General features: G+C 63.6%; 14 protein-coding genes and 1 pseudogene. 3 read left to right on the forward strand and 12 right to left on the reverse strand.

Annotated features, from left to right (window positions below; genetic code table 11):
• Positions 1 to 80: 80 nt before the first annotated feature.
• From LOY45_RS24750 to glyA, 4 genes are read right to left on the reverse strand one after another with little or no spacing between them, the layout of a single operon-like run.
• Positions 81 to 3,098, reverse strand: coding sequence for a sarcosine oxidase subunit alpha (locus tag LOY45_RS24750; protein WP_115084940.1), 3,018 nt, complete (start codon positions 3,096 to 3,098; stop codon positions 81 to 83).
• Entirely contained in the window at positions 3,095 to 3,424 is a 330-nt protein-coding gene (locus tag LOY45_RS24755) for a sarcosine oxidase subunit delta (protein WP_038998327.1), read from the reverse strand. Before LOY45_RS24755 ends, LOY45_RS24750 begins: the two co-directional genes overlap by 4 nt.
• 14 nt (positions 3,425 to 3,438) lie before the next feature.
• Positions 3,439 to 4,689 carry a sarcosine oxidase subunit beta family protein gene (locus LOY45_RS24760; protein ID WP_038998326.1) on the reverse strand — a complete coding sequence of 417 codons (1,251 nt, stop codon included), beginning with the start codon at positions 4,687 to 4,689 and terminating at the stop codon, positions 3,439 to 3,441.
• A gap of 20 nt (positions 4,690 to 4,709) precedes the next feature.
• Positions 4,710 to 5,963: a serine hydroxymethyltransferase gene (glyA, locus tag LOY45_RS24765; RefSeq protein WP_115084939.1), complete on the reverse strand. Its 1,254-nt coding sequence runs from the start codon at positions 5,961 to 5,963 to the stop codon at positions 4,710 to 4,712.
• Between the two features lie 254 nt (positions 5,964 to 6,217).
• On the opposite strand from glyA, the gene LOY45_RS24770 reads away from it, so the two are divergent.
• The gene (locus LOY45_RS24770; RefSeq protein WP_115084938.1) at positions 6,218 to 7,258 is read left to right on the forward strand and encodes a threonine aldolase family protein; all 1,041 of its coding nucleotides are present in this window, start codon (positions 6,218 to 6,220) and stop codon (positions 7,256 to 7,258) included.
• Between the two features lie 90 nt (positions 7,259 to 7,348).
• Here LOY45_RS24770 and LOY45_RS27095 read toward each other — a convergent pair whose 3' ends face one another.
• The 4 genes and pseudogenes from LOY45_RS27095 to LOY45_RS24785 form a co-directional block, all read right to left on the reverse strand.
• Positions 7,349 to 8,086 (reverse strand): methyl-accepting chemotaxis protein, encoded by a 738-nt coding sequence (locus LOY45_RS27095; RefSeq protein ID WP_420832730.1) that lies wholly within the window; start codon positions 8,084 to 8,086, stop codon positions 7,349 to 7,351.
• Positions 8,087 to 8,209: 123 nt separating this feature from the next.
• Positions 8,210 to 9,286: pseudogene (locus tag LOY45_RS27100) on the reverse strand (cache domain-containing protein); the annotation flags it as partial.
• Positions 9,287 to 9,433: 147 nt separating this feature from the next.
• Positions 9,434 to 9,736, reverse strand: coding sequence for a cell division protein ZapA (locus LOY45_RS24780; RefSeq protein ID WP_038998322.1), 303 nt, complete (start codon positions 9,734 to 9,736; stop codon positions 9,434 to 9,436).
• Positions 9,733 to 9,963 (reverse strand): hypothetical protein, encoded by a 231-nt coding sequence (locus LOY45_RS24785; RefSeq protein ID WP_010221350.1) that lies wholly within the window; start codon positions 9,961 to 9,963, stop codon positions 9,733 to 9,735. Before LOY45_RS24785 ends, LOY45_RS24780 begins: the two co-directional genes overlap by 4 nt.
• A gap of 274 nt (positions 9,964 to 10,237) precedes the next feature.
• Here LOY45_RS24785 and LOY45_RS24790 point away from each other — a divergent pair, with 274 nt between their 5' ends.
• Positions 10,238 to 11,863 carry a methyl-accepting chemotaxis protein gene (locus LOY45_RS24790; protein WP_115084936.1) on the forward strand — a complete coding sequence of 542 codons (1,626 nt, stop codon included), beginning with the start codon at positions 10,238 to 10,240 and terminating at the stop codon, positions 11,861 to 11,863.
• Positions 11,864 to 11,892: 29 nt separating this feature from the next.
• On the opposite strand, the gene gbcB is transcribed toward LOY45_RS24790, so the two are convergent.
• Positions 11,893 to 12,993 carry a glycine-betaine demethylase subunit GbcB gene (gene gbcB / locus LOY45_RS24795; protein WP_134061234.1) on the reverse strand — a complete coding sequence of 367 codons (1,101 nt, stop codon included), beginning with the start codon at positions 12,991 to 12,993 and terminating at the stop codon, positions 11,893 to 11,895.
• A gap of 286 nt (positions 12,994 to 13,279) precedes the next feature.
• Between gbcB and gbcA the strand changes: the two genes are divergently transcribed.
• Positions 13,280 to 14,572 (forward strand): glycine-betaine demethylase subunit GbcA, encoded by a 1,293-nt coding sequence (gene gbcA, locus LOY45_RS24800; RefSeq protein ID WP_258578505.1) that lies wholly within the window; start codon positions 13,280 to 13,282, stop codon positions 14,570 to 14,572.
• A gap of 675 nt (positions 14,573 to 15,247) precedes the next feature.
• On the opposite strand, the gene etfB is transcribed toward gbcA, so the two are convergent.
• The 3 genes from etfB to dgcB are packed head-to-tail and all read right to left on the reverse strand — an operon-like array spanning position 15,248 to position 19,206.
• Positions 15,248 to 16,018, reverse strand: coding sequence for an electron transfer flavoprotein subunit beta (gene etfB / locus LOY45_RS24805; protein ID WP_115084933.1), 771 nt, complete (start codon positions 16,016 to 16,018; stop codon positions 15,248 to 15,250).
• A gap of 15 nt (positions 16,019 to 16,033) precedes the next feature.
• Positions 16,034 to 17,257: an electron transfer flavoprotein subunit alpha gene (gene etfA / locus LOY45_RS24810; protein WP_258578506.1), complete on the reverse strand. Its 1,224-nt coding sequence runs from the start codon at positions 17,255 to 17,257 to the stop codon at positions 16,034 to 16,036.
• Positions 17,257 to 19,206 (reverse strand): dimethylglycine demethylation protein DgcB, encoded by a 1,950-nt coding sequence (gene dgcB, locus LOY45_RS24815; RefSeq protein WP_258578507.1) that lies wholly within the window; start codon positions 19,204 to 19,206, stop codon positions 17,257 to 17,259. Before dgcB ends, etfA begins: the two co-directional genes overlap by 1 nt.
• Positions 19,207 to 19,369: the final 163 nt, after the last annotated feature.

The raw sequence follows: 19,369 nt of genomic DNA on the forward strand, positions 1-19,369 counted from the left end.
AGCCTTGCCAAAATCGGGGCCGCTACGCGCCCCATCGCCGGCAAGGCCGGCTCCCACAGGTCATCTGGCCAACAAGTCGATTAGATGTTCTGCCGCTCGCCCTTCGGATCGAAGAACACCGAAGAACAGATCTCCGCCTCGATCACGCTGCCATCGGCCTGGGGCGAGTAGACCCGCTCGCCGATGCGCTTGAGCCCGCCCTTGACCACGCCCATGGCAAACGAATAACCCAGGGAGTTGCTGGCGTAGCTGGAAGTAACGTGACCGACCATGTCCATCGGGATCGGTTGTTTCGGGTCAAACACCAGTTGCGCGCCTTCGGGCAGCCATTTGTTCGGGTCGACCGGCTTGAGCCCGACCAGTTGCTTGCGGTTCTCGCGCACGCAATCTTCGCGGTTCATCCCGCGCCAGCCGATCCACGAGAACGGTTTGGTACGGCCAACACACCAGCCCATGTTGAGGTCGTCCGGGGTCATCGAGCCGTCAGTGTCCTGGCCGACGATGATGAAGCCCTTCTCGGCCCGCAGTACGTGCATGGTTTCGGTGCCGTACGGGGTCAGGTTGTATTGCTTGCCGGCAGCGACGATTTTCTCCAGCACGCCCATGGCGTAGTTGGCCTGGACGTTGACTTCGTACGACAGCTCGCCAGTGAACGAAATGCGGAACACCCGCGCCGGCACACCGCCGACCAGGCCTTCCTTCCAGGTCATGAACGGGAAGGCGTCCTTGTCCAGGTCGATATCGGTCACTTCACTGAGCAGCTTGCGGCTGTTGGGGCCCGACAGGGTCAGGGTCGCCCAGTGGTCGGTGACCGAGGTGAAGTACACCTTAAGCTCCGGCCATTCGGTCTGCTGGTAGATCTCCAGCCACTGCAGCACCCGTGCCGCGCCACCGGTGGTGGTGGTCATGATGAAGTGGTTGTCGCCGACGCAGGCGGTGACGCCGTCGTCAAAGACCATGCCGTCTTCCTTGCACATCAGGCCGTAGCGGGCCTTGCCGACGTCAAGCTTGGTCCAGGCGTTGGTGTAGATGCGGTTGAGAAATTCGCGCGCGTCCGGGCCCTGGATGTCGATCTTGCCCAGGGTCGAGGCGTCGAGCAGTCCGACGCTGTCACGCACCGCCTTGCACTCGCGAGCCACGGCGGCATGAATGTCTTCGCCGTTGCGCGGGAAGTACCAGGGGCGCTTCCATTGGCCGACGTCTTCGAACTCGGCGCCGTTCTTCACATGCCAGGCATGCAGGGCGGTGAAGCGTACCGGCTCGAAAAGGTGCCCGCAGTGCCGGCCCGCCACCGCGCCGAAGGTGATCGGCGTGTAGTTGGGGCGGAACATGGTGGTGCCCATTTCCGGGATGGTGATGCCCATGGAGCGGGCGGCAATCGCCAGGCCGTTGATGTTGCCGAGCTTGCCCTGGTCGGTACCAAAGCCCAGGGCGGTGTAGCGTTTGACGTGTTCGACCGACTCGAAGCCTTCGCGGGTGGCCAGTTCGATGGCGGCGGCGGTGACGTCGTTCTGCTGGTCGACGAACTGCTTCGGCGCCCGCGCAGTGTTCTTGTCGTGGGGCACCTGGAACAGCGCCACGGTGGGTTCTTCCTGACGCGCCAGGACTTTCGGGATCACCCCAAGCACGGCCTTGAAGCCGGCTTCGGTGGCGGCACGCACGCCGCCTTCAAAGCCATCGGCGAGGGTGTCGCCGAGGGCGAACACACCGTTGATGCCGCCCACGCACACGCGTTTTTGCGGTGCTTCGCCGGGCACGAAACCGAGAATGTCTTCACGCCAGACCGGCTTGCCGCCCAGGTGCGAAGCCAGGTGCACGACCGGGCTGTAGCCGCCGGAAGTCGCGACCAGGTCGCAATCCAGCCACTCGCCGGGGCTGCTGACTTTATGGGCTTTGACGTCGATGGCGGCAACGCGGGCTGCGCTTACATGCTTGCTGCCACGGGTCTCGATCACCGCGCTGGAGGTGAGGATGCGGATGCCTTTGGCTCGCGCTTCTTCCACCAGCGAACCGCGCGGGTTGTGGCGGGCGTCGGCGATGGCGACCACGTTCAGGCCGGCGTCGTGCCAGTCCAGGGCCACGCGGTAGGCGTGGTCGTTGTTGGTCGACAGCACCAGCTTGCGGCCCGGCGCCACGCCGTAACGGCGCACGTAGGTCGATACCGCACCGGCGAGCATGTTGCCCGGCACATCGTTGTTGCCGTACACCAATGGTCGCTCGTGGGCGCCGGTGGCCAGCACCACGCGCTTGGCGCGCACCCGGTGCATGCGCTGACGCACCTGGCCGATCGGCGCGTGATCACCGAGGTGGTCGGTCAGGCGCTCGTGAATGGTGAGGAAGTTGTGGTCGTGGTAGCCGTTGACCGTTGCCCGTGGCAACAGGATGACTTCCGGCAGTTCCTTGAGCTCGGCCACTACTGCCGCAACCCAGTCGGCGGCCGGTTTGCCGTCGAGGGTTTCACGGCTGTCGAGCAGGCTGCCGCCGAACTCTTCCTGCTCATCGGCGAGGATCACCCGCGCGCCGCTGCGACCCGCTGCCAGGGCGGCTGCCAGGCCGGCGGGGCCGGCGCCGACCACCAGCACGTCGCAGTGGTGGCTCATGTAGTCGTAGCTGTCCGGGTCGTTTTCCAGCGGCGCACGGCCAAGGCCCGCGGCTTTGCGGATGTACTTCTCGTAGGTCATCCAGAACGACTGCGGGTACATGAACGTCTTGTAGTAGAAACCCGGCGGCATCAGCTTGCCGCCGACCTTGCCGAGAATGCCCATGACGTCGTTGTTCACATTCGGCCAGCCGTTGGTGCTGGTGGCGACCAGGCCGCTGTACAGCGCCTGCTGGGTGGCGCGCACGTTAGGCACCTGGGTGGCTTCGGTGGCGCCGATCTGCAGGATGGCGTTGGGCTCTTCGGAGCCTGCGGCGATGATCCCGCGGGGGCGCGAGTACTTGAAGCTGCGCCCGACGATGTCGACGCCATTGGCCAGCAGCGCGGCGGCCAGGGTGTCACCGGCAAATCCCTGGTAGGTCTGGCCGTTGAAGGTGAAGCTCAAGACTTTGCTGCGGTCGATGCGACCACCGTTGGACAGGCGATAGACCTGGCTCATACCTTTTCTCCCTGACCACTGACTGCCAACTGCGGGCTGGTGCTTTTGCCGGTGACCTGCGGCTTGGCGCCGATCGGATAGGTTTCCAGAATTTCGTAGGTCAGCGTGTCACGCGTGGCGTTGAAGTACTGACGGCAACCGGCGGCGTGAATCCACAGCTCGTGGTGCAGGCCGCGCGGGTTGTCGCGAAAGAACATGTAATCGCCCCACTCCTCGTCGGAACAGGCGTTGGGGTCCAGCGGCCGGGGAATGTGCGCCTGGCCTGCGGCGTGGAACTCCTCTTCGGAGCGCAGCTCGCCGCAGTGGGGACAGAAGATATGCAACATGGGGATTTCTCCTGTTAGTGGGCGACAGCGGCGGCGCCGTGTTCGTCGATCAGTGCACCGTTGTGGAAACGGTCGATGGAAAAGGGTTTGGCCAGCGGGTGCATTTCGCCCTTGGCCAGGCTGGCGGCGAAGACGTTGCCCGAACCGGGGGTGGCCTTGAAGCCGCCGGTGCCCCAGCCGCAGTTGAAGAACATGTTCTTCACCGGGGTCTTGGAGATGATCGGGCAGGCGTCCGGCGTGGTGTCGACGATGCCGCCCCACTGGCGGTTCATGCGTACCCGCGAGAGGATCGGGAACATTTCGACGATGGCCTGCAGGGTGTGCTCGATCACCGGGTACGAACCGCGCTGGCCGTAGCCGACCCAGCCGTCGATGCCGGCGCCGATGACCAGGTCGCCCTTGTCCGACTGGCTGATGTAGCCGTGCACGGCGTTGGACATGATCACGCTGTCGATGATCGGCTTGAGCGGCTCGGACACCAGCGCCTGCAGCGGATGCGATTCGATCGGCAGGCGGAAACCGGCAAGCTTGGCCATATGCCCGGAGTTACCGGCAGTGACCACGCCGACGCGCTTGGCACCGATGAAGCCCTTGTTGGTCTCGACACCGATGACCACGCCGTTTTCCTTGCGAAAGCCGATCACTTCGGTCTGCTGGATCAGGTCGACGCCCAGGGCGTCGGCGGCACGGGCAAAGCCCCAGGCCACGGCGTCGTGACGGGCGACGCCGCCACGCCGTTGCACGGTGGCGCCGATGATCGGGTAGCGGGTGTTCTTCGAGCAGTCCAGGTACGGAATCTCTTCGGCCACCTGTTGGGCATTGAGCAGCTCGCCGTCGACACCATTGAGGCGGTTGGCGCTGACCCGGCGCTCGGAATCACGCATGTCCTGCAGGGTGTGGCAGAGGTTGTAGACGCCGCGCTGGGAGAACATCACGTTGTAGTTGATGTCTTGCGACAGCCCTTCCCAGAGCTTCATCGCGTGCTCATACAAGTGCGCCGACTCGTCCCACAGGTAGTTGGAGCGGACGATGGTGGTGTTGCGCGCGGTGTTACCGCCGCCCAGCCAGCCCTTCTCGACCACCGCCACGTTGGTGATGCCATGCTCCTTGGCCAGGTAGTAGGCGGTGGCCAGGCCGTGCCCGCCACCGCCGACGATGACCACGTCGTAGACTTTTTTCGGGGTTGGCGTGCGCCACATGCGCTGCCAGTTTTCGTGGTGGCTGAGTGAGTGCTTGAAGAGGCCGAAGCCTGAGTAACGTTGCATAGTCTTTACTCCTGGACCACTCAGCGATAAACCGGAAAATCTGCACAAAGTGCCGACACGTTCTTCGCAACATCGGCCTCGACATCGGCATCGCCGAGGTTATCGAGGATGTCGCAGATCCAGCCGGCCAGCTCCACGCACTGGCTGACCTTGAAGCCGCGGCTGGTGACCGCCGGGGTGCCGATACGCAGGCCGGAGGTGACGAACGGCGACTGCGGGTCGTTGGGTACGGCGTTCTTGTTGACGGTAATGTGGGCGCGGCCCAGGGCGGCGTCGGCATCTTTGCCGGTCAGGCCCTGGCGGATCAGGCTGACCAGGAACAGGTGGTTATCGGTACCACCGGAGACCACGTCATAGCCGCGCTTGATGAACACCTCGGCCATGGCCTGGGCGTTGTCGATCACCTGCTGCTGATAGGTCTTGAAGCCAGGCTCCAGCGCTTCCTTGAAGCACACCGCCTTGGCGGCGATCACATGCATCAACGGGCCGCCCTGGGCGCCGGGGAACACTGCGGCGTTGAGCTTTTTCTCGATCTCTTCGTTGCTGCGCGCCAGGATCAGGCCGCCACGCGGACCGCGCAGGGTCTTGTGGGTGGTAGTGGTGACCACGTCGGCGTACGGCAGCGGGTTCGGGTACAGCCCGGCGGCGACCAGACCGGCGACGTGGGCCATGTCGACGAACAGGTAGGCACCGACCTTGTCGGCGATCTGACGGAAGCGTGGGAAATCGAGGGTTTTCGAGTAGGCCGAGAACCCGGCGACGATCATCTTCGGTTTGCTCTCCACCGCCAGGCGCTCGACTTCGTCGTAATCGATCAGGCCCGTCTTGGTGTCGATGCCGTACTGCACGGCGTTGTACAGCTTGCCCGAGGACGACACCTTGGCGCCGTGGGTCAGGTGCCCGCCGTGGGCCAGGCTCATGCCCAGAATGGTGTCGCCGGCCTGCAACAGGGCCAGGTACACGGCGCTGTTGGCCGAGGAGCCGGAGTGTGGCTGGACGTTGGCGTAATCGGCGCCGAACAGCTGCTTGGCGCGGTCGATGGCCAGTTGCTCGACTTTATCCACATGCTCGCAACCGCCGTAGTAGCGCTTGCCGGGGTAGCCCTCGGCGTATTTGTTGGTCAGGCCGCTGCCCTGGGCCTGCATGACACGCTTGCTGGTGTAGTTTTCCGAGGCGATCAGCTCGATGTGATCTTCCTGGCGTTGCTCTTCGGCATTGATCGCCGCCAGCAGTGCATCGTCGTAACCCTGGATCTGGTCTTGCTTGCTGAACATCGCAGTTTCTCCCGGCAGCGGCATCGGTTCTTGTCGGGCAATTGCCCTTTTCAGCGATGGTATGACCGACGCAGACAGCCCAGATGCCTACGGACGCCACACAAAGGTGCGTTTACGACATGGGGGCCGATGTCGCCTGCATCGCTGGCAAGCCGGCTCCCACACGGTCACTGTGGGAGCTGGCTTGCCAGCGATAGGCGGCCACCCGGAACTTGGTTTAGAGTGCTCACCTGCGTCGTTCACAGGACAGTGTCATGCCAGATAAAAGCCAGCAATTCGCCAGCGACAACTATTCAGGTATCTGCCCGGAAGCCTGGGCCGCCATGGAAAAAGCCAACCAGGGCCATGAGCGCGCCTACGGCGACGACCAATGGACGGCACGCGCCTCGGAGTATTTCCGCAAACTGTTTGAAACCGACTGCGAAGTGTTCTTCGCCTTCAACGGCACCGCGGCCAACTCGCTGGCGCTGTCGTCCCTGTGCCAGAGCTATCACAGCGTGATCTGCTCGGAGACCGCCCACGTCGAAACAGACGAATGCGGCGCCCCGGAGTTCTTCTCCAACGGCTCCAAGTTGCTCACCGCGCGCAGCGAAGCCGGTAAGCTGACCCCCGAGTCGATCCGCGAAGTGGCGCTCAAGCGCCAGGACATCCACTATCCCAAGCCGCGCGTGGTGACCATCACCCAGGCCACCGAGGTCGGCAGCGTCTACCGTCCGGAAGAGCTCAAGGCCATCAGCGCCACCTGCAAGGAGTTGGGCCTGAACCTGCACATGGACGGCGCGCGCTTCAGCAACGCCTGCGCGTACCTTGGCTGCAGCCCGGCCGAGCTGACCTGGAAAGCCGGGGTCGATGTGCTGTGCTTTGGCGGCACCAAGAACGGCATGGCGGTGGGCGAGGCGATCCTGTTCTTCAACCGCCAGCTGGCCGAAGACTTCGACTACCGTTGCAAGCAGGCCGGGCAACTGGCGTCGAAGATGCGCTTCCTGTCGGCGCCCTGGGTCGGCCTGCTGGAAGACGGCGCCTGGCTGCGCCATGGCGTGCATGCCAACCGCTGCGCGCAATTGCTCTGCGAGCTGGTGCGCGATGTGCCAGGAGTTGAGCTGATGTTCCCGGTGGAGGCCAACGGGGTGTTCCTGCAGATGTCGGAACCGGCGCTGGAAGCCTTGCGCAACAAGGGCTGGCGTTTCTATACCTTTATCGGTAGCGGTGGCGCGCGGTTCATGTGCTCGTGGGACACCGAAGAAGCGCGGGTACGTGAGCTGGCGGCGGATATCCGGGCGGCAATGGGCGCCTGATGACGCCATCGCCGGCAAGCCGGCTCCCACAGGTACTGCATGCACCTTACTTGTGGGAGCTGGCTTGCCAGCGATGAACTCACCCCCGATTTAAAGTCTGAACCCACCCATCTGCCGCGCCAGATCATCGGCCAAGCCGCGTAACGCCTGACACTCCTGCCGACAGCCCTGCACATCCACTGCCGTTTCCCGCGCCAGGTCGGAAATCCCCTGCACGGTGCGATTGATCTCCTCCGTCACCGCCGACTGCTGTTCGGTCGCCGTCGCCACCTGATGGTTCATGTCACTGATGTGTTCGACCTGATCGGTGATCGTGCCCAGCGAAGCGCCGGTCTGCTGGCTCGACTCCACGCCCGTGCCGGTTGCCGCCTGGCCGGCCTGCATCGATGCGACCGCACTGCCCGCGCCATGCTTGAGGCGCAGGATCATCTGCTGCACTTGATCGGTGGACACCTGGGTGCGCCGCGCCAGGGTCCGTACTTCATCGGCGACCACGGCAAAGCCACGGCCCATCTCACCCGCCCGCGCCGCCTCGATGGCGGCGTTGAGCGCCAGCAGGTTGGTCTGCTCGGAGATGCTGCGGATCACCGCCAGCACTTCGTCGATCGACGCCACTTCCGTGGCCAGCTCACCCACTGCACTCGCCGCCTGGCCAATCTCGCTGGACATGCCCTCGATATGGGCAATCGAGCGGCGCACCACTTCGCGGGCCTGCAGCGCTTCGGTGCGCGCGGTTTCCGACGCCACGGCAGCGTTACCGGCGTTCTGCGCAATGTCCTGCACGGTCAGGCCCATCTCATGCACGGCAGTGGCGACCATTTCGGTCATTTCCTGCTGGCGGTCGGAACGTTCGGCGGTGTTCTCTACCACTTGCGTCACTTGCGCTACCGACGCGCGCAAGCGTTCGCTGGTGTTCAGCACTTCGCCAATCAGGTCACGCTGGCTGTCGAGAAAGCGGTTGAAGCCACGGGCCAGGTCGCCCAGCTCGTCTGCGCGGTTTTCGTCCAGGCGCTGGGTCAGGTCGCCGCCGCCATTGCCGATGGCCATCAAGGCCCCCGTCACACGCCGGATGGGGCGGACGATGCCGCGGGCCAGCAGCACCACCAGCAACAGCGATACCAGCGCGACCGCTGCACCAATCAGGCTGGTCAGCCAGACGGTCTCACGTACCTGGGCATAGATCTGTGCTTCTGGCACCTCGGCGACCAGGGTCCAGTTGAGGTCACGCAGCGGTAGGCTGAGGGCCAGGTAGCCCTCGCCATCGCGCTCGAAGCGGCTGCTGTGCAGGCCCTGTTCACGGCTCAGGACCACCTTGGCAGCCTCGCCGCCGATCTGCTCGGCGAGCTGCTGCTTACCGCTGAACGCCGACTGCGGATGCACCTGGATCAAACCGTCGCCGCGCACCAGCATCACCCGCCCACGTTCGCCGAAGCTGAAGTTGTGGATCAATTCGGAGAGTTCGGTCATACGCAGGCCAAGCCCGGCGATACCCACCAGTTGCCCGGCTTTCTCCACCCGATAGTCGATGAACAGTGCCAGTTCGCCGGTGCTGCCGTCGGTGTCGATGTTCAGCAGGCGCGGGTTGCCACTGTCGATAAAGCCGAAAAACCACTTGTCCGCCGGGTTGCTGCGGCTGAGGGTGCGGTCCAGGCCTTTCTCGTTGTAATAGTGGTTGCTCGCTGTAGCGGCAAACAACGCGGTAAAGGCATGGTTCTGTTTGCGCAGGGCTTCGAGGTACTCGATAAATTGCGGCGCCTGGGCGCTGTCTTCCCCTGCCGCCAGCCAATCGCGCAGCAACGTGTTGTTGGCAATGTCGGCCGCCGCCGTCAACGGTCGGCCAAGCATGCGCTCGATGTCGTTACGAATCGCCTCAATGCTCGCCGGCAAGGCGGTGTCGACCAGGTAACGCTCGGTCAGGCGATTGACCGCCACGCTATAGATGCCGACCACGATCAGAATGCTCAGCAACAGCGCTGCGCCCATGCTTGCGATCAATTGCCACTGGATACTGCGCCGCCAGAACTGCATGTATTTCCCCTGGGTAAATAAGCCCTGTAGTGCAAGAGACAGGCCAATTGTATACAACAGGAAATACAATCTGATCCACAGCAAAGCCGGCCCACCCTCCCGAAGGTGGTGAGCTGGCAAAAGGATGTAGCGGGGGCTTGGACGCGTTCAGCTGTTGCTGATGGTCCGGGCAATCACATCGACCGTGGCGTTGACTTGCTCTTGGTAACGGTCGAGGGCCTGCTGGTGCTGCTGTTGCAGTTCGATCTGCTGCGAGCACAGGTTGAGGGCTGCCAGTACCAGCAGCTTGTCACCGATCAGGGTCGGGTACTTACGCTTGGTATCGGCCAGCGAGGCGTTGAGCATCTGCACCGCTTGCGCCAGCGCTTGCTCCTGGCCTTCGGGGGCCTTGATCGAATAATCGCTGCCGAGGATCGACACGACATTGATCGGCTGCGCTGAGGTTTTCATGCGTTCACGGTACCAACGCTGGCACGCTCAACCAGGGCCTGGATGCGCGCGGCGGTGGCGCCCTGTTTTTCTTCCTGCTCCAGCAGGCTCAGTTGCAGGCTGTCGTTTTCATCTTTGGCCTGGGCCAGTTCGGCACTGATCTGCGCGTTGCGCTCGGTCAGTTCCTGATTCTTCTGCACCAGGTCGCTGACCAGTTGCTCCAGTTGACTAAGGGAAGTTTCCAACATGATTGCCTTCTCGGGGTGTTTCAGGGGGCGCACACGATAAAGAAAAGTCCGCGTGCTCGCCAGGGATATCGGGTTTAGACGCTTCGGCCTGGTGCAGATTGACCCACCGATAGCCCTGCGGTTCCCCGTTTTGTCTACCACCGGTCAGGAAAAAAGTTAGCTGCCTCACAATTTCATCTTCGCCCGCTCAAGTCTTTTCCCGGCCGACCGATAGGCATGGCAGTCCTGAATCTGCCGCACGGATAACGTGCCCTTTCCCCTCCTGGATACCACCATGTCCCTACGCAACATGAATATCGCCCCGCGCGCGCTTCTGGGCTTTGCTCTGATCGGTGCGCTGATGCTGGCCCTGGGTCTGTTTGCCCTGAACCAGATGAGCAAGATTCGCCAGGCCGGCGAAACCATCGAAACCTCGACGGTGCCGAGCATCACCAACCTCGACCAGTTGACCCAGCTGACCCTGCGCCTGCGCACCTTGTCGTACCGCCTGCTGCTCAACCGCGAAGCCGGCACCCTGCAGGCCACCCTCAAGCTGATCGACCAGCGCAACCAGCAGATCGACGAAGCGCGCCGGGTGTACGAGCCGCTGATCTCCGGCAACCAGGAGCGCTCTGCCTACAACCAGTACGTGCAGCTGCTGGGCCAGTACCGCCAGCTGGAAAACCGCATGCGCCTGGCGTCGCAGAACAATGACCTGGAGACCCTGCGCAACCTGATCAACCGCGACATGCTCGACAGCTCCGAGCAGATCAACAGCGTCATGGATCAATTGATCAGCATCAACACCGAGCAAACCAGCGAGATCAACCGCACCGCCGCCGACCAGTATTCCAACGCTGTTGCCCTGGTGATCGGCTTGCTGCTGGCTGCCACTGCCCTGACCCTGATCTGTGCCCTGCTGCTGACCCGCAGCATCGTCAAGCCGATCGACGAAGCCCTGCAGGCGGCCGAACGCATCGCCGAGGGCGACCTGACCCGCAGCATCCAGGCCGAAGGCCAGGACGAAGCCGCGCGCCTGCTCAAGGCCATGGCCAAGATGCAGAACAAGCTGCGCGATACCCTGCAGCAGATTTCCGGCTCCGCCACCCAGCTGGCGTCGGCGGCTGAAGAGCTGAACAGCGTCACCGACGAAAGCGCCCGTGGCCTGCAGCAGCAGAACAACGAAATCGAACAGGCCGCCACCGCCGTCACCGAGATGACCAGCGCCGTGGAAGAAGTGGCACGCAATGCCGTGAGCACCTCGGAAGCCTCCAAGGAAGCCACCCGCTCGGCCGGTGACGGCCGTGACCTGGTGATGGAAACCGTCAGCGCCATCGAGCGCATGAGCACCGACGTGCAAGGCACCGCCGAACTGATCGGCAATCTGGCGGAAGAGTCGCGCGATATCGGCAAGGTGCTCGACGTGATTCGCGGCCTGGCCGACCAGACCAACCTGCTGGCCCTGAACGCCGCCATCGAAGCGGCCCGTGCCGGTGAAGCCGGCCGTGGCTTTGCCGTGGTGGCCGACGAAGTGCGTGCCCTGGCCCACCGTACCCAGCAGTCGACCAGCGAAATCGAACGGATGATCGGCAGCATCCAGGGCGGCACCGAGCAGGCGGTCAACTCCATGCGCAACAGCACCGAACGCGCCGAGTCGACCCTGAACATCGCCCGTGGCGCCGGCCTGGCGCTGGAAACCATCACCGGTGCGGTCGCCGAAATCAACGAGCGCAACCTGGTGATCGCCAGCGCGGCCGAAGAGCAGGCCCAGGTCGCCCGCGAAGTGGACCGCAACCTGGTCAACATCAACGACCTGTCGGTGCAGTCGGCCACCGGCGCCCACCAGACCAGCGCGGCCAGCGCCGAACTGTCGCGCCTGGCGGTGGACCTGAGCGGGCTGGTGGCACGTTTCAGCGTGTAACGCAAACGCATCGCGGGTCAAGTCGCTACTCAGTACTCGATCCGCACATCCCCTTTCGGTACGCTGCAGCACGAAAGGATATAGCCTTCGGCGACGTCTTCATCGGTGATGCCGCCGTTGTGCTCCATCTCCACTTCCCCGCCCAGCTTGAGCACCTTGCAGGTGCCGCAGATGCCCATGCCACAAGCCTTGGGGATCATCAGCCCGAGCTTGGCCGCCGCCGCGTGCACAGTCTCGCCCGGGGCCACGCGGATACTCTTGCCGGTAGCGGTGAATTCCACCTGGTGCAGGTCGCCGGCGTCCACCTCGGCGGCTTCGGCGGCCTGTTCGGCGTGTTCCACAGCATCGGCCTTGACCTCGGCCGGGGTCGCGCCGAACGACTCCTCATGGTAGCGGCTCATGTCGTAGCCGCTGCTTTCCAGCAGGCGCTTGACCGCGTTCATGTACGGCGTCGGGCCGCAGCAGAAGATCTCCCGCTCCATGTAGTCGGGGGCGATCAACTCCATCAGCTTCTGGTTCAGGTAGCCGCGGTAGCCCGCCCAGGGCTCGCCCAGGCCATGCTTCTCGCAAATGATGTGCAGGCTGAAGTTGTCGATCCGCGAGGCCATGTGCTCCAACTCGCGGTGATAGATGATGTCTTTCGGTGAGCGCGCACTGTGGACGAAGACCATGTCGACATTGCCGTTGGTGTCGTAGAACCAGCGGGCCATGGACATCACCGGGGTGATACCGACGCCGCCACTCAGGTACAGCACCTTGGGGCTGGGGAAATCCATGGCGTTGAACAGCCCCACCGGGCCGTGCACCGCCAGCTCCTGGCCTTCGTGCAGGGTGTCGTGCAGCCAGTTGGAGACCTTGCCGCCGGGCACGCGCTTGATGGTCACCGAGAAGCTGTAGGGCACCGACGGAGAGCTGGAGATGGTGTAGGAGCGCATGATCGGCTCGCCGTCGATCTCCAGCTCCAGGGTGACGAACTGCCCGGGCTTGAAGAAGAACATGATCGGCTGGTCGGCCATGAAGCAGAAGGTGCGCACATCCCAGGTTTCCTGGATCACCTTGACGCAACGGACGATGTGGCGGCCGTTGGCCCAGGTCTGGGTGCTGACCGGATTGAGGAAGCTGTTGGACATGCTCGTCTCCACGGCCGACTGCGGCCTGATGGCTGCGATTCTGCTTAAGCCGCGCAGGCAACACTTACCCATCCGCGACATTGGCGTGCTTATCGCGACCAGCCCCCGGCTACAGGGGCTGGCGCGTCGGAAACGGATCTGATCATGTCGCCCATGGATATGGTTCAAGCGCTCTTCGAACGCACACTCCATCGCAAATGATCCTGCTGTATTTGTGCCTTGCGTCGCCATAACAACGATTAGCCACTTTCACCGGCCACAAGCACTGGCCATGAGGACCTACACGATGGACGTCACCGCAACTTTGAGTCTGGGCGATCCACTGGAACCTGCACGCAAGGCCACCGCCGAGATGCTGCAGAGCCGCGAGCGGACCTTCTCGCTGCCACAGCCGTTCTACTGCGACGAGCGCCTGTTCCAGATCGACATGGAAGAAATTTTCCAGAAGGAATGGCTGATCGCCGGGATGACCTGCGAAATCCCGACCAAGGGCAACTTCATCACCCTGCAGATCGGCAAGAACCCGATCCTGGTGGTGCGCGGTGCCGAAGGCCAGGTGCATGCCTTCCACAACGTCTGCCGCCATCGCGGTTCGCGCCTGTGCACCAGCGACAAGGGCAAGGTCGCCAAGCTGGTCTGCCATTACCACCAGTGGACCTACGAGCTGGACGGGCGCCTGCTGTTCGCCGGTACCGAGATGGGCGCCGACTTCGACATGAAGCAGTACGGGCTCAAGCCTGTGAACGTGAAGACCGCCGGTGGCTACATTTTCATCAGCCTGGCCGAGAACCCGCCAGCCATCGATGACTTCCTCGCCACCCTGACCCACTACATGGAACCCTACGACATGGAGAACACCAAGGTGGCGGTGCAAACCACCTTGATGGAAAAGGCAAACTGGAAGCTGGTGCTGGAAAACAACCGCGAGTGCTACCACTGCAGCGGTTCGCACCCTGAATTGCTGAAAACCCTCCTGGAGTGGGACGACGTCACCGACCCGCGCGCCGACCAGGCGTTCAAGGACCACGTCGCCGCCTCGGCCGCCGCCTGGGACGCCGAGAAGATCCCCTACGCCCACGCCAGTTTCGGCCTGCGCAACCGCATCGTGCGCATGCCGCTGCTCAAGGGCACGGTGTCGATGACCCTGGACGGCAAGCAGGGCTGCCAGAAGCTCATGGGCCGGATCAAGAACCCGGACCTGGGCTCGATGCGCATCCTGCACCTGCCGCACTCCTGGAACCACTGCATGGGCGATCACATCATCGTCTTCACCGTGTGGCCAATCAGTGCGCAAGAGACCATGGTCACGACCAAGTGGCTGGTGCACAAGGATGCGGTTGAAGGTGTCGACTACGACCCGGCGCGCATGCGCCAGGTGTGGGATGCCACCAACGACCAGGACCGGCGCCTGGCGGAAGAGAACCAGCGCGGGATCAACTCGACGGCGTACCAGCCGGGGCCTTATTCGAAGACCTACGAGTTTGGTGTGGTGAACTTTGTCGATTGGTACAGCGAGCGGATACTGAGCAACCTGGGGGCGGCACCGGCGCCTTACCTCAAGGGTGTGGCTGCGCAGTAAAGCGGGGCCGCTTTGCGGCCCATCGCCGGCAAGGCCGGCTCCCACAGGTGGTGTGTATACCTGCAAACCCTGTGGGAGCTGGCCTTGCCAGCGATGGGGCCGTACCAGCCTGTACAAAATTTGACCACCTACCGCAATCCCCCGGCCCCACTGGGCCCGTCAACACAGCAAACACTTTATCCACAGGACAGCCCACAGCTAATGTGGGCAAGTCGTTGTTTTTCCCGCTAAATTTTATTGGTCAATATTTGATCAATTCTCTGCGCGCCTTTAAATACAAGGCTCACAGCGGAAGGCGAACACCTTATCCACAGAGACGCCAACAGACTTTGTGTGCAAAAGTCCAAGCCCCGAAAAACCCTTGTGGATAACGCTTCGAGAAGCCGAAACACTGGGCCTGTACAAGTAAAAATGACACAATTGAGTGTTTTTTGATCAACCGTGCGCAGCCCTTGCCCCACGGGCCTCTCAGCCATGGGCGAACATATTATCCACAGACCCGCCAACAGCGATTGTGGGCAAACTCATCGCCGGCCAGGGAAGAAAACCTCGAAAAATCCGCAACTTAGCCTGATCATTTTTTGACCATAACGCCGAAGGGCACGCAATGCGTGCCCTCCAGCCATGCACAAACACTTTATCCACAGATCGGCCAACAGACTTTGTGAGCAACTGTCAGCGCAGCACACCCTCTTCCACCAGCAGCTTGAGGATGGCTTGTGCACCGTCCTGAGGGCTGACGTCCTTGAGTACTTGCCCACCGCCGCCACTGGCCTTGGCGGTGGCGGCTTTCATGCGGTCGGCGCCGCTCTTGGCCTTGATCACTTTGAGGCGCTTGGGCCGTGGCTTGGCCGGTTGCAGTTCGGCACTTGTGAATAACTCGTCTTCGATGATTGCCACCTGGCGCGCGGCCAACACCCCACGCCGCGCCGGGCCAAACGCGCTCTGGCGCGGCTTGGGCGCGGCGTTATCCACAGTGGCGAGCAACGGCAGGCGCACCTTCAAGCGGCGCCGCTGGCCCCGTGGCAGGGCCTGCAGGACCTGGGCCACGCCGTTGTGGATAGACTCCACTTCGGCAAGGCCCACCACCAGCGGCCAGCCCAGACGCTCGGCCAGCAGGAATGGCAGCATCCCTGAGCCTTCGCCGGTTTCCGCCTGGCTACCGGTAAGTACCAGTTGCGCACCGGCGTCGCGCAGATAGTCGCCCAGTACGCCCAGGGCATCGGCGCCTTGCGGTTGTTCCAGCACGTCAATGTGTTCCAGGCCCATGCCCAGGTAGGCGCGCAAGGCCGGCTCCTGCGGGTCGCCGGCATGCAGCACCTGCAAGTTATCCCCAGCCAGCTGCAGGCCCAGTTCCACCGCCCGGGCGTCCTGTTCGGCGCGGCGGCTGCGGCCGGAGCTGGGGTGGGCACCGATTGAAACCAGACTGATGACCTTGGTGTGCATAGTTATCCCCTGCCCTTAGGCCGCATCGCGCTTGGCGTCGTTGCGGTAGTTTTCCACAGCCTCGATCAGCGCCTGGAGAATCGCCGCGCTGTCGCCGATCACCGACAGGTCGGCACGCTTGATCATGTCGCAGCCCGGGTCCATGTTGATCGCCACCACCTTGTCGCAGGCCCCGATGCCCTGCAGGTGCTGGATCGCCCCGGAAATACCCACAGCCACATAAACCCGCGCGGTCACCCAGGTACCGGTAGCACCGACCTGGCGATTGCGCGGCATGAAGCCGTCGTCCACGGCCACCCGCGAAGCGCCTTCGGTAGCGCCCAGCGCAACGGTGGCGCGGTGGAACAGGTCCCAGTCCTTGACGCCGTTGCCGCCCGAGACGATGAACTCGGCCTCGGCCATGGCAATGGCGGCCGGGTCGACGGCCACAGGGCCGAGGTCTTCAATTCGCGACAAGCTGCGCACAGCGCTTGTGGATAACTGCACCGGCAAGGCTTCGTGGCGAGTTTCGCTGACCGGTTCCGCGCATTCGGCAGCCGCCAGGATCAACCGTGGCAGGCCGCGGATCAGGTCCTGCTGGCCAGCGCCGGCGCGGCCGCTGCATTGCCCGTCCTTGACCTGCCAGACGCGCGTAGCCGGGCGTTCGCCAATGGCCGCGGCAAAGCGCCGGCCCAGCTCGCCGCCACCGGTACGACTGTCCGGCAGCAGCCAATGGCGTGGGCTGTACTGGTTATCCACAGCGCGCAGCCCCTGCACCAGTTGCTCCGGCGCATAACCTGCGAACTCGTCGCCTTCGATCACCAGCAGGCGATCGACGCCGGCTGTGGAAAAGTTGCTTTCCTTGTGTTCGCCAAACACCACCGCCAGCACTGCGCCGTCGCTGCCGGCCAGGCTGTGGGCCAGGCCCAGCAGGTCGCGGTCGTGGCTGCCCAGGCGGCCGCCGACCATGTCCGGGACCACGGCGATGTAGAACGCCGGCTGCGCCACCTGGTGCAGCGGCAATTGCACCGCCGCTGCTGCCGTGCGCTTGCTGCTGCCGCCCTGCTGGGCGCCGCTGCGGTCGATGCGCTTGATGCCGTTGGGGCCGATGAAGCCGACCCCATGGGGGTTCTTGCGGATGATGCCGTTGGGCCCCATCCAGCTGTGCTGTTGGCCCTGCTGCATGGCCGCGTGCAGCGGGTGCAGGCGGTTGCGGGCGATCCACTCGGCGCGCGGATCACGGCGAATAATGTCGCTCATCAGTGCACCTCCGCGGGTTCACGCTTTGCCGGGGCGGGTTTGCTCGCCTGGGCCTGTTCTTCGAGAATGGCGTCGGCGACCAGCTCCGCCAGGTCCTTGATCAGCGGACGCGGCTCGACCACGCCTTCGAGCATCGCCGTGCACTGTGGACAACCCACGGCCACCAGCTCGGCAGCGGTTTCGCGGATGTCGTCCATGCGCATGTCGGGGATCCGTTGCTTGCCAGGAATATCGGTAATCGGCGCGCCGCCGCCACCGCCGCAGCAGCGCGAGCGAAAGCCCGAACGCTGCATCTCCTGGACCTCGATACCGAGGGCGCGCAGCACTTCACGCGGCGCCTCGTACTCGCCGTTGTAACGACCCAGGTAGCACGGGTCGTGATAGGTCACGCTACCGCCCTTGTGCTGGCCGAGGTTGAGCGCGCCAGCGGCGATCAGTTCGGCGATATAGGTGCTGTGGTGCTGCACCAGGTAGTTGCCGCCGAAGGCACCGTACTCGTTCTTGAGCACATGGAAGCTGTGCGGGTCGCAGGTGACGATGCGCTTGAAGTTGTACTTGGCCATGGTCTGGATGTTGCGCCTGGCCAGTTGCTGGAAGGTCGCTTCGTCGCCCAGGCGCCGGGCCACGTCACCGCTGTCGCGCTCTTCCAGGCCGAGCACGGCAAAGTCCACTTGCGCGGCTTTCAGCACTTTGACAAACGCCCGCAGGGTGCGCTGGTTACGCATGTCAAACGCACCGTCGCCGACCCAGAACAGCACCTCGGCGGTCTTGATGTCGCCGAGCAGGTTGAGGTTGAGGTCCGCCGCCCAGTTCATCCGCCCGCCCGGAGCAAAACCGCCGGGGTTGTCGGTGGCGATCAGGTTGTCCAGCACCTCGGCGCCCTTGTTCGGCGTCGCGCCTTTTTCCAGGGTCAGGTGACGGCGCATGTCGACGATGGCATCGACGTGCTCGATCATCATCGGGCACTCCTCGACGCAGGCGCGGCAGGTGGTGCACGACCACAGGGTCTCGGCGTCGACCAGGCCGTTGACGATGGGCTGGTGCGGGTTGCCGCCATGCTCGCCGATCGGTTTGCCAGGGTACGGGCTGCCAGCGAACTTGGCATCGGTGCCGCCGGCCAGGCCGACGACCATGTCCTGGATAAGTTTTTTCGGGTTCAACGGCTGACCGGCAGCAAAGGCCGGGCACACCGCTTCACATTTGCCGCACTGCACGCAGGCATCGAAACCGAGCAGCTGGTTCCAGGTGAAGTCCTTGGGCTTTTCCACGCCGAGCAGGGCTTGTGGATCTTCCAGATCGATGGGCTTGAGCCCGGTCGAGCGACCACCGCCAAAGCGCTCGGCGCGCCGGTGCCAGGCCAGGTGCAGGGCACCGGCGAAGGCGTGCTTCATCGGCCCGCCCCAGGTCATGCCGAAGAACAGCTCGGACACGCCCCACAGCACGCCAATACCCAGCAGCGCCACCAGCAGCCAGCCGCCGAAGCCCTCAGGGAGAATCCCGGCCACCGGCAAGGTGGCGATGAAGAAGCTCACGGCAAACACCAGCAGGCTTTTCGGCAGGCGCATCCACGGGCCCTTCGACAACCGTGAAGGCGGGTTGAGGCGACGTTTGTAGACGAACAGCGCACCGGCAAACATCAGTACGGTGGCAAACAGCAAGGCATAGCCAAGAATCTTGTTATGCAGGCCAAAGCCATGCACCAGGATCGCCAGTACCGCTGCCAGGACGAAGCCGCCAGCCGTGGCCACGTGGGTGTTGGCCATGTACTTGTCGCGGGCGACCACGTGGTGCAGGTCGACCATATAGCGCCGTGGCATGGCCAGCAGGCCGCCCAGCAGATCGACCTTCGACGGCCGACCCTGGCGCCACATCCGCACGCGCCGCAGCGCGCCAAGGACGGCAAGGCCCAGGGCGGCGAACAGGAGGATGGGGATAAGGGTGTTCAACATGGGAAGCTCCCAAAAGACACTTCAGTGCCTTGCCAGGGGATCACTGTGGGAGCTGGCCTTGCCAGCGATGCAGACACCGCGCAACAACAGACACGGCGTCGATCCCATCGCCGGCAACGCCGGCTCCCACAGGGGTAGTAACACACCAGCATTCAGTTGCCGG

Origin of the sequence: Pseudomonas wadenswilerensis (genome assembly GCF_024749185.1) — a bacterium.
GTDB lineage: Bacteria > Pseudomonadota > Gammaproteobacteria > Pseudomonadales > Pseudomonadaceae > Aquipseudomonas > Aquipseudomonas wadenswilerensis.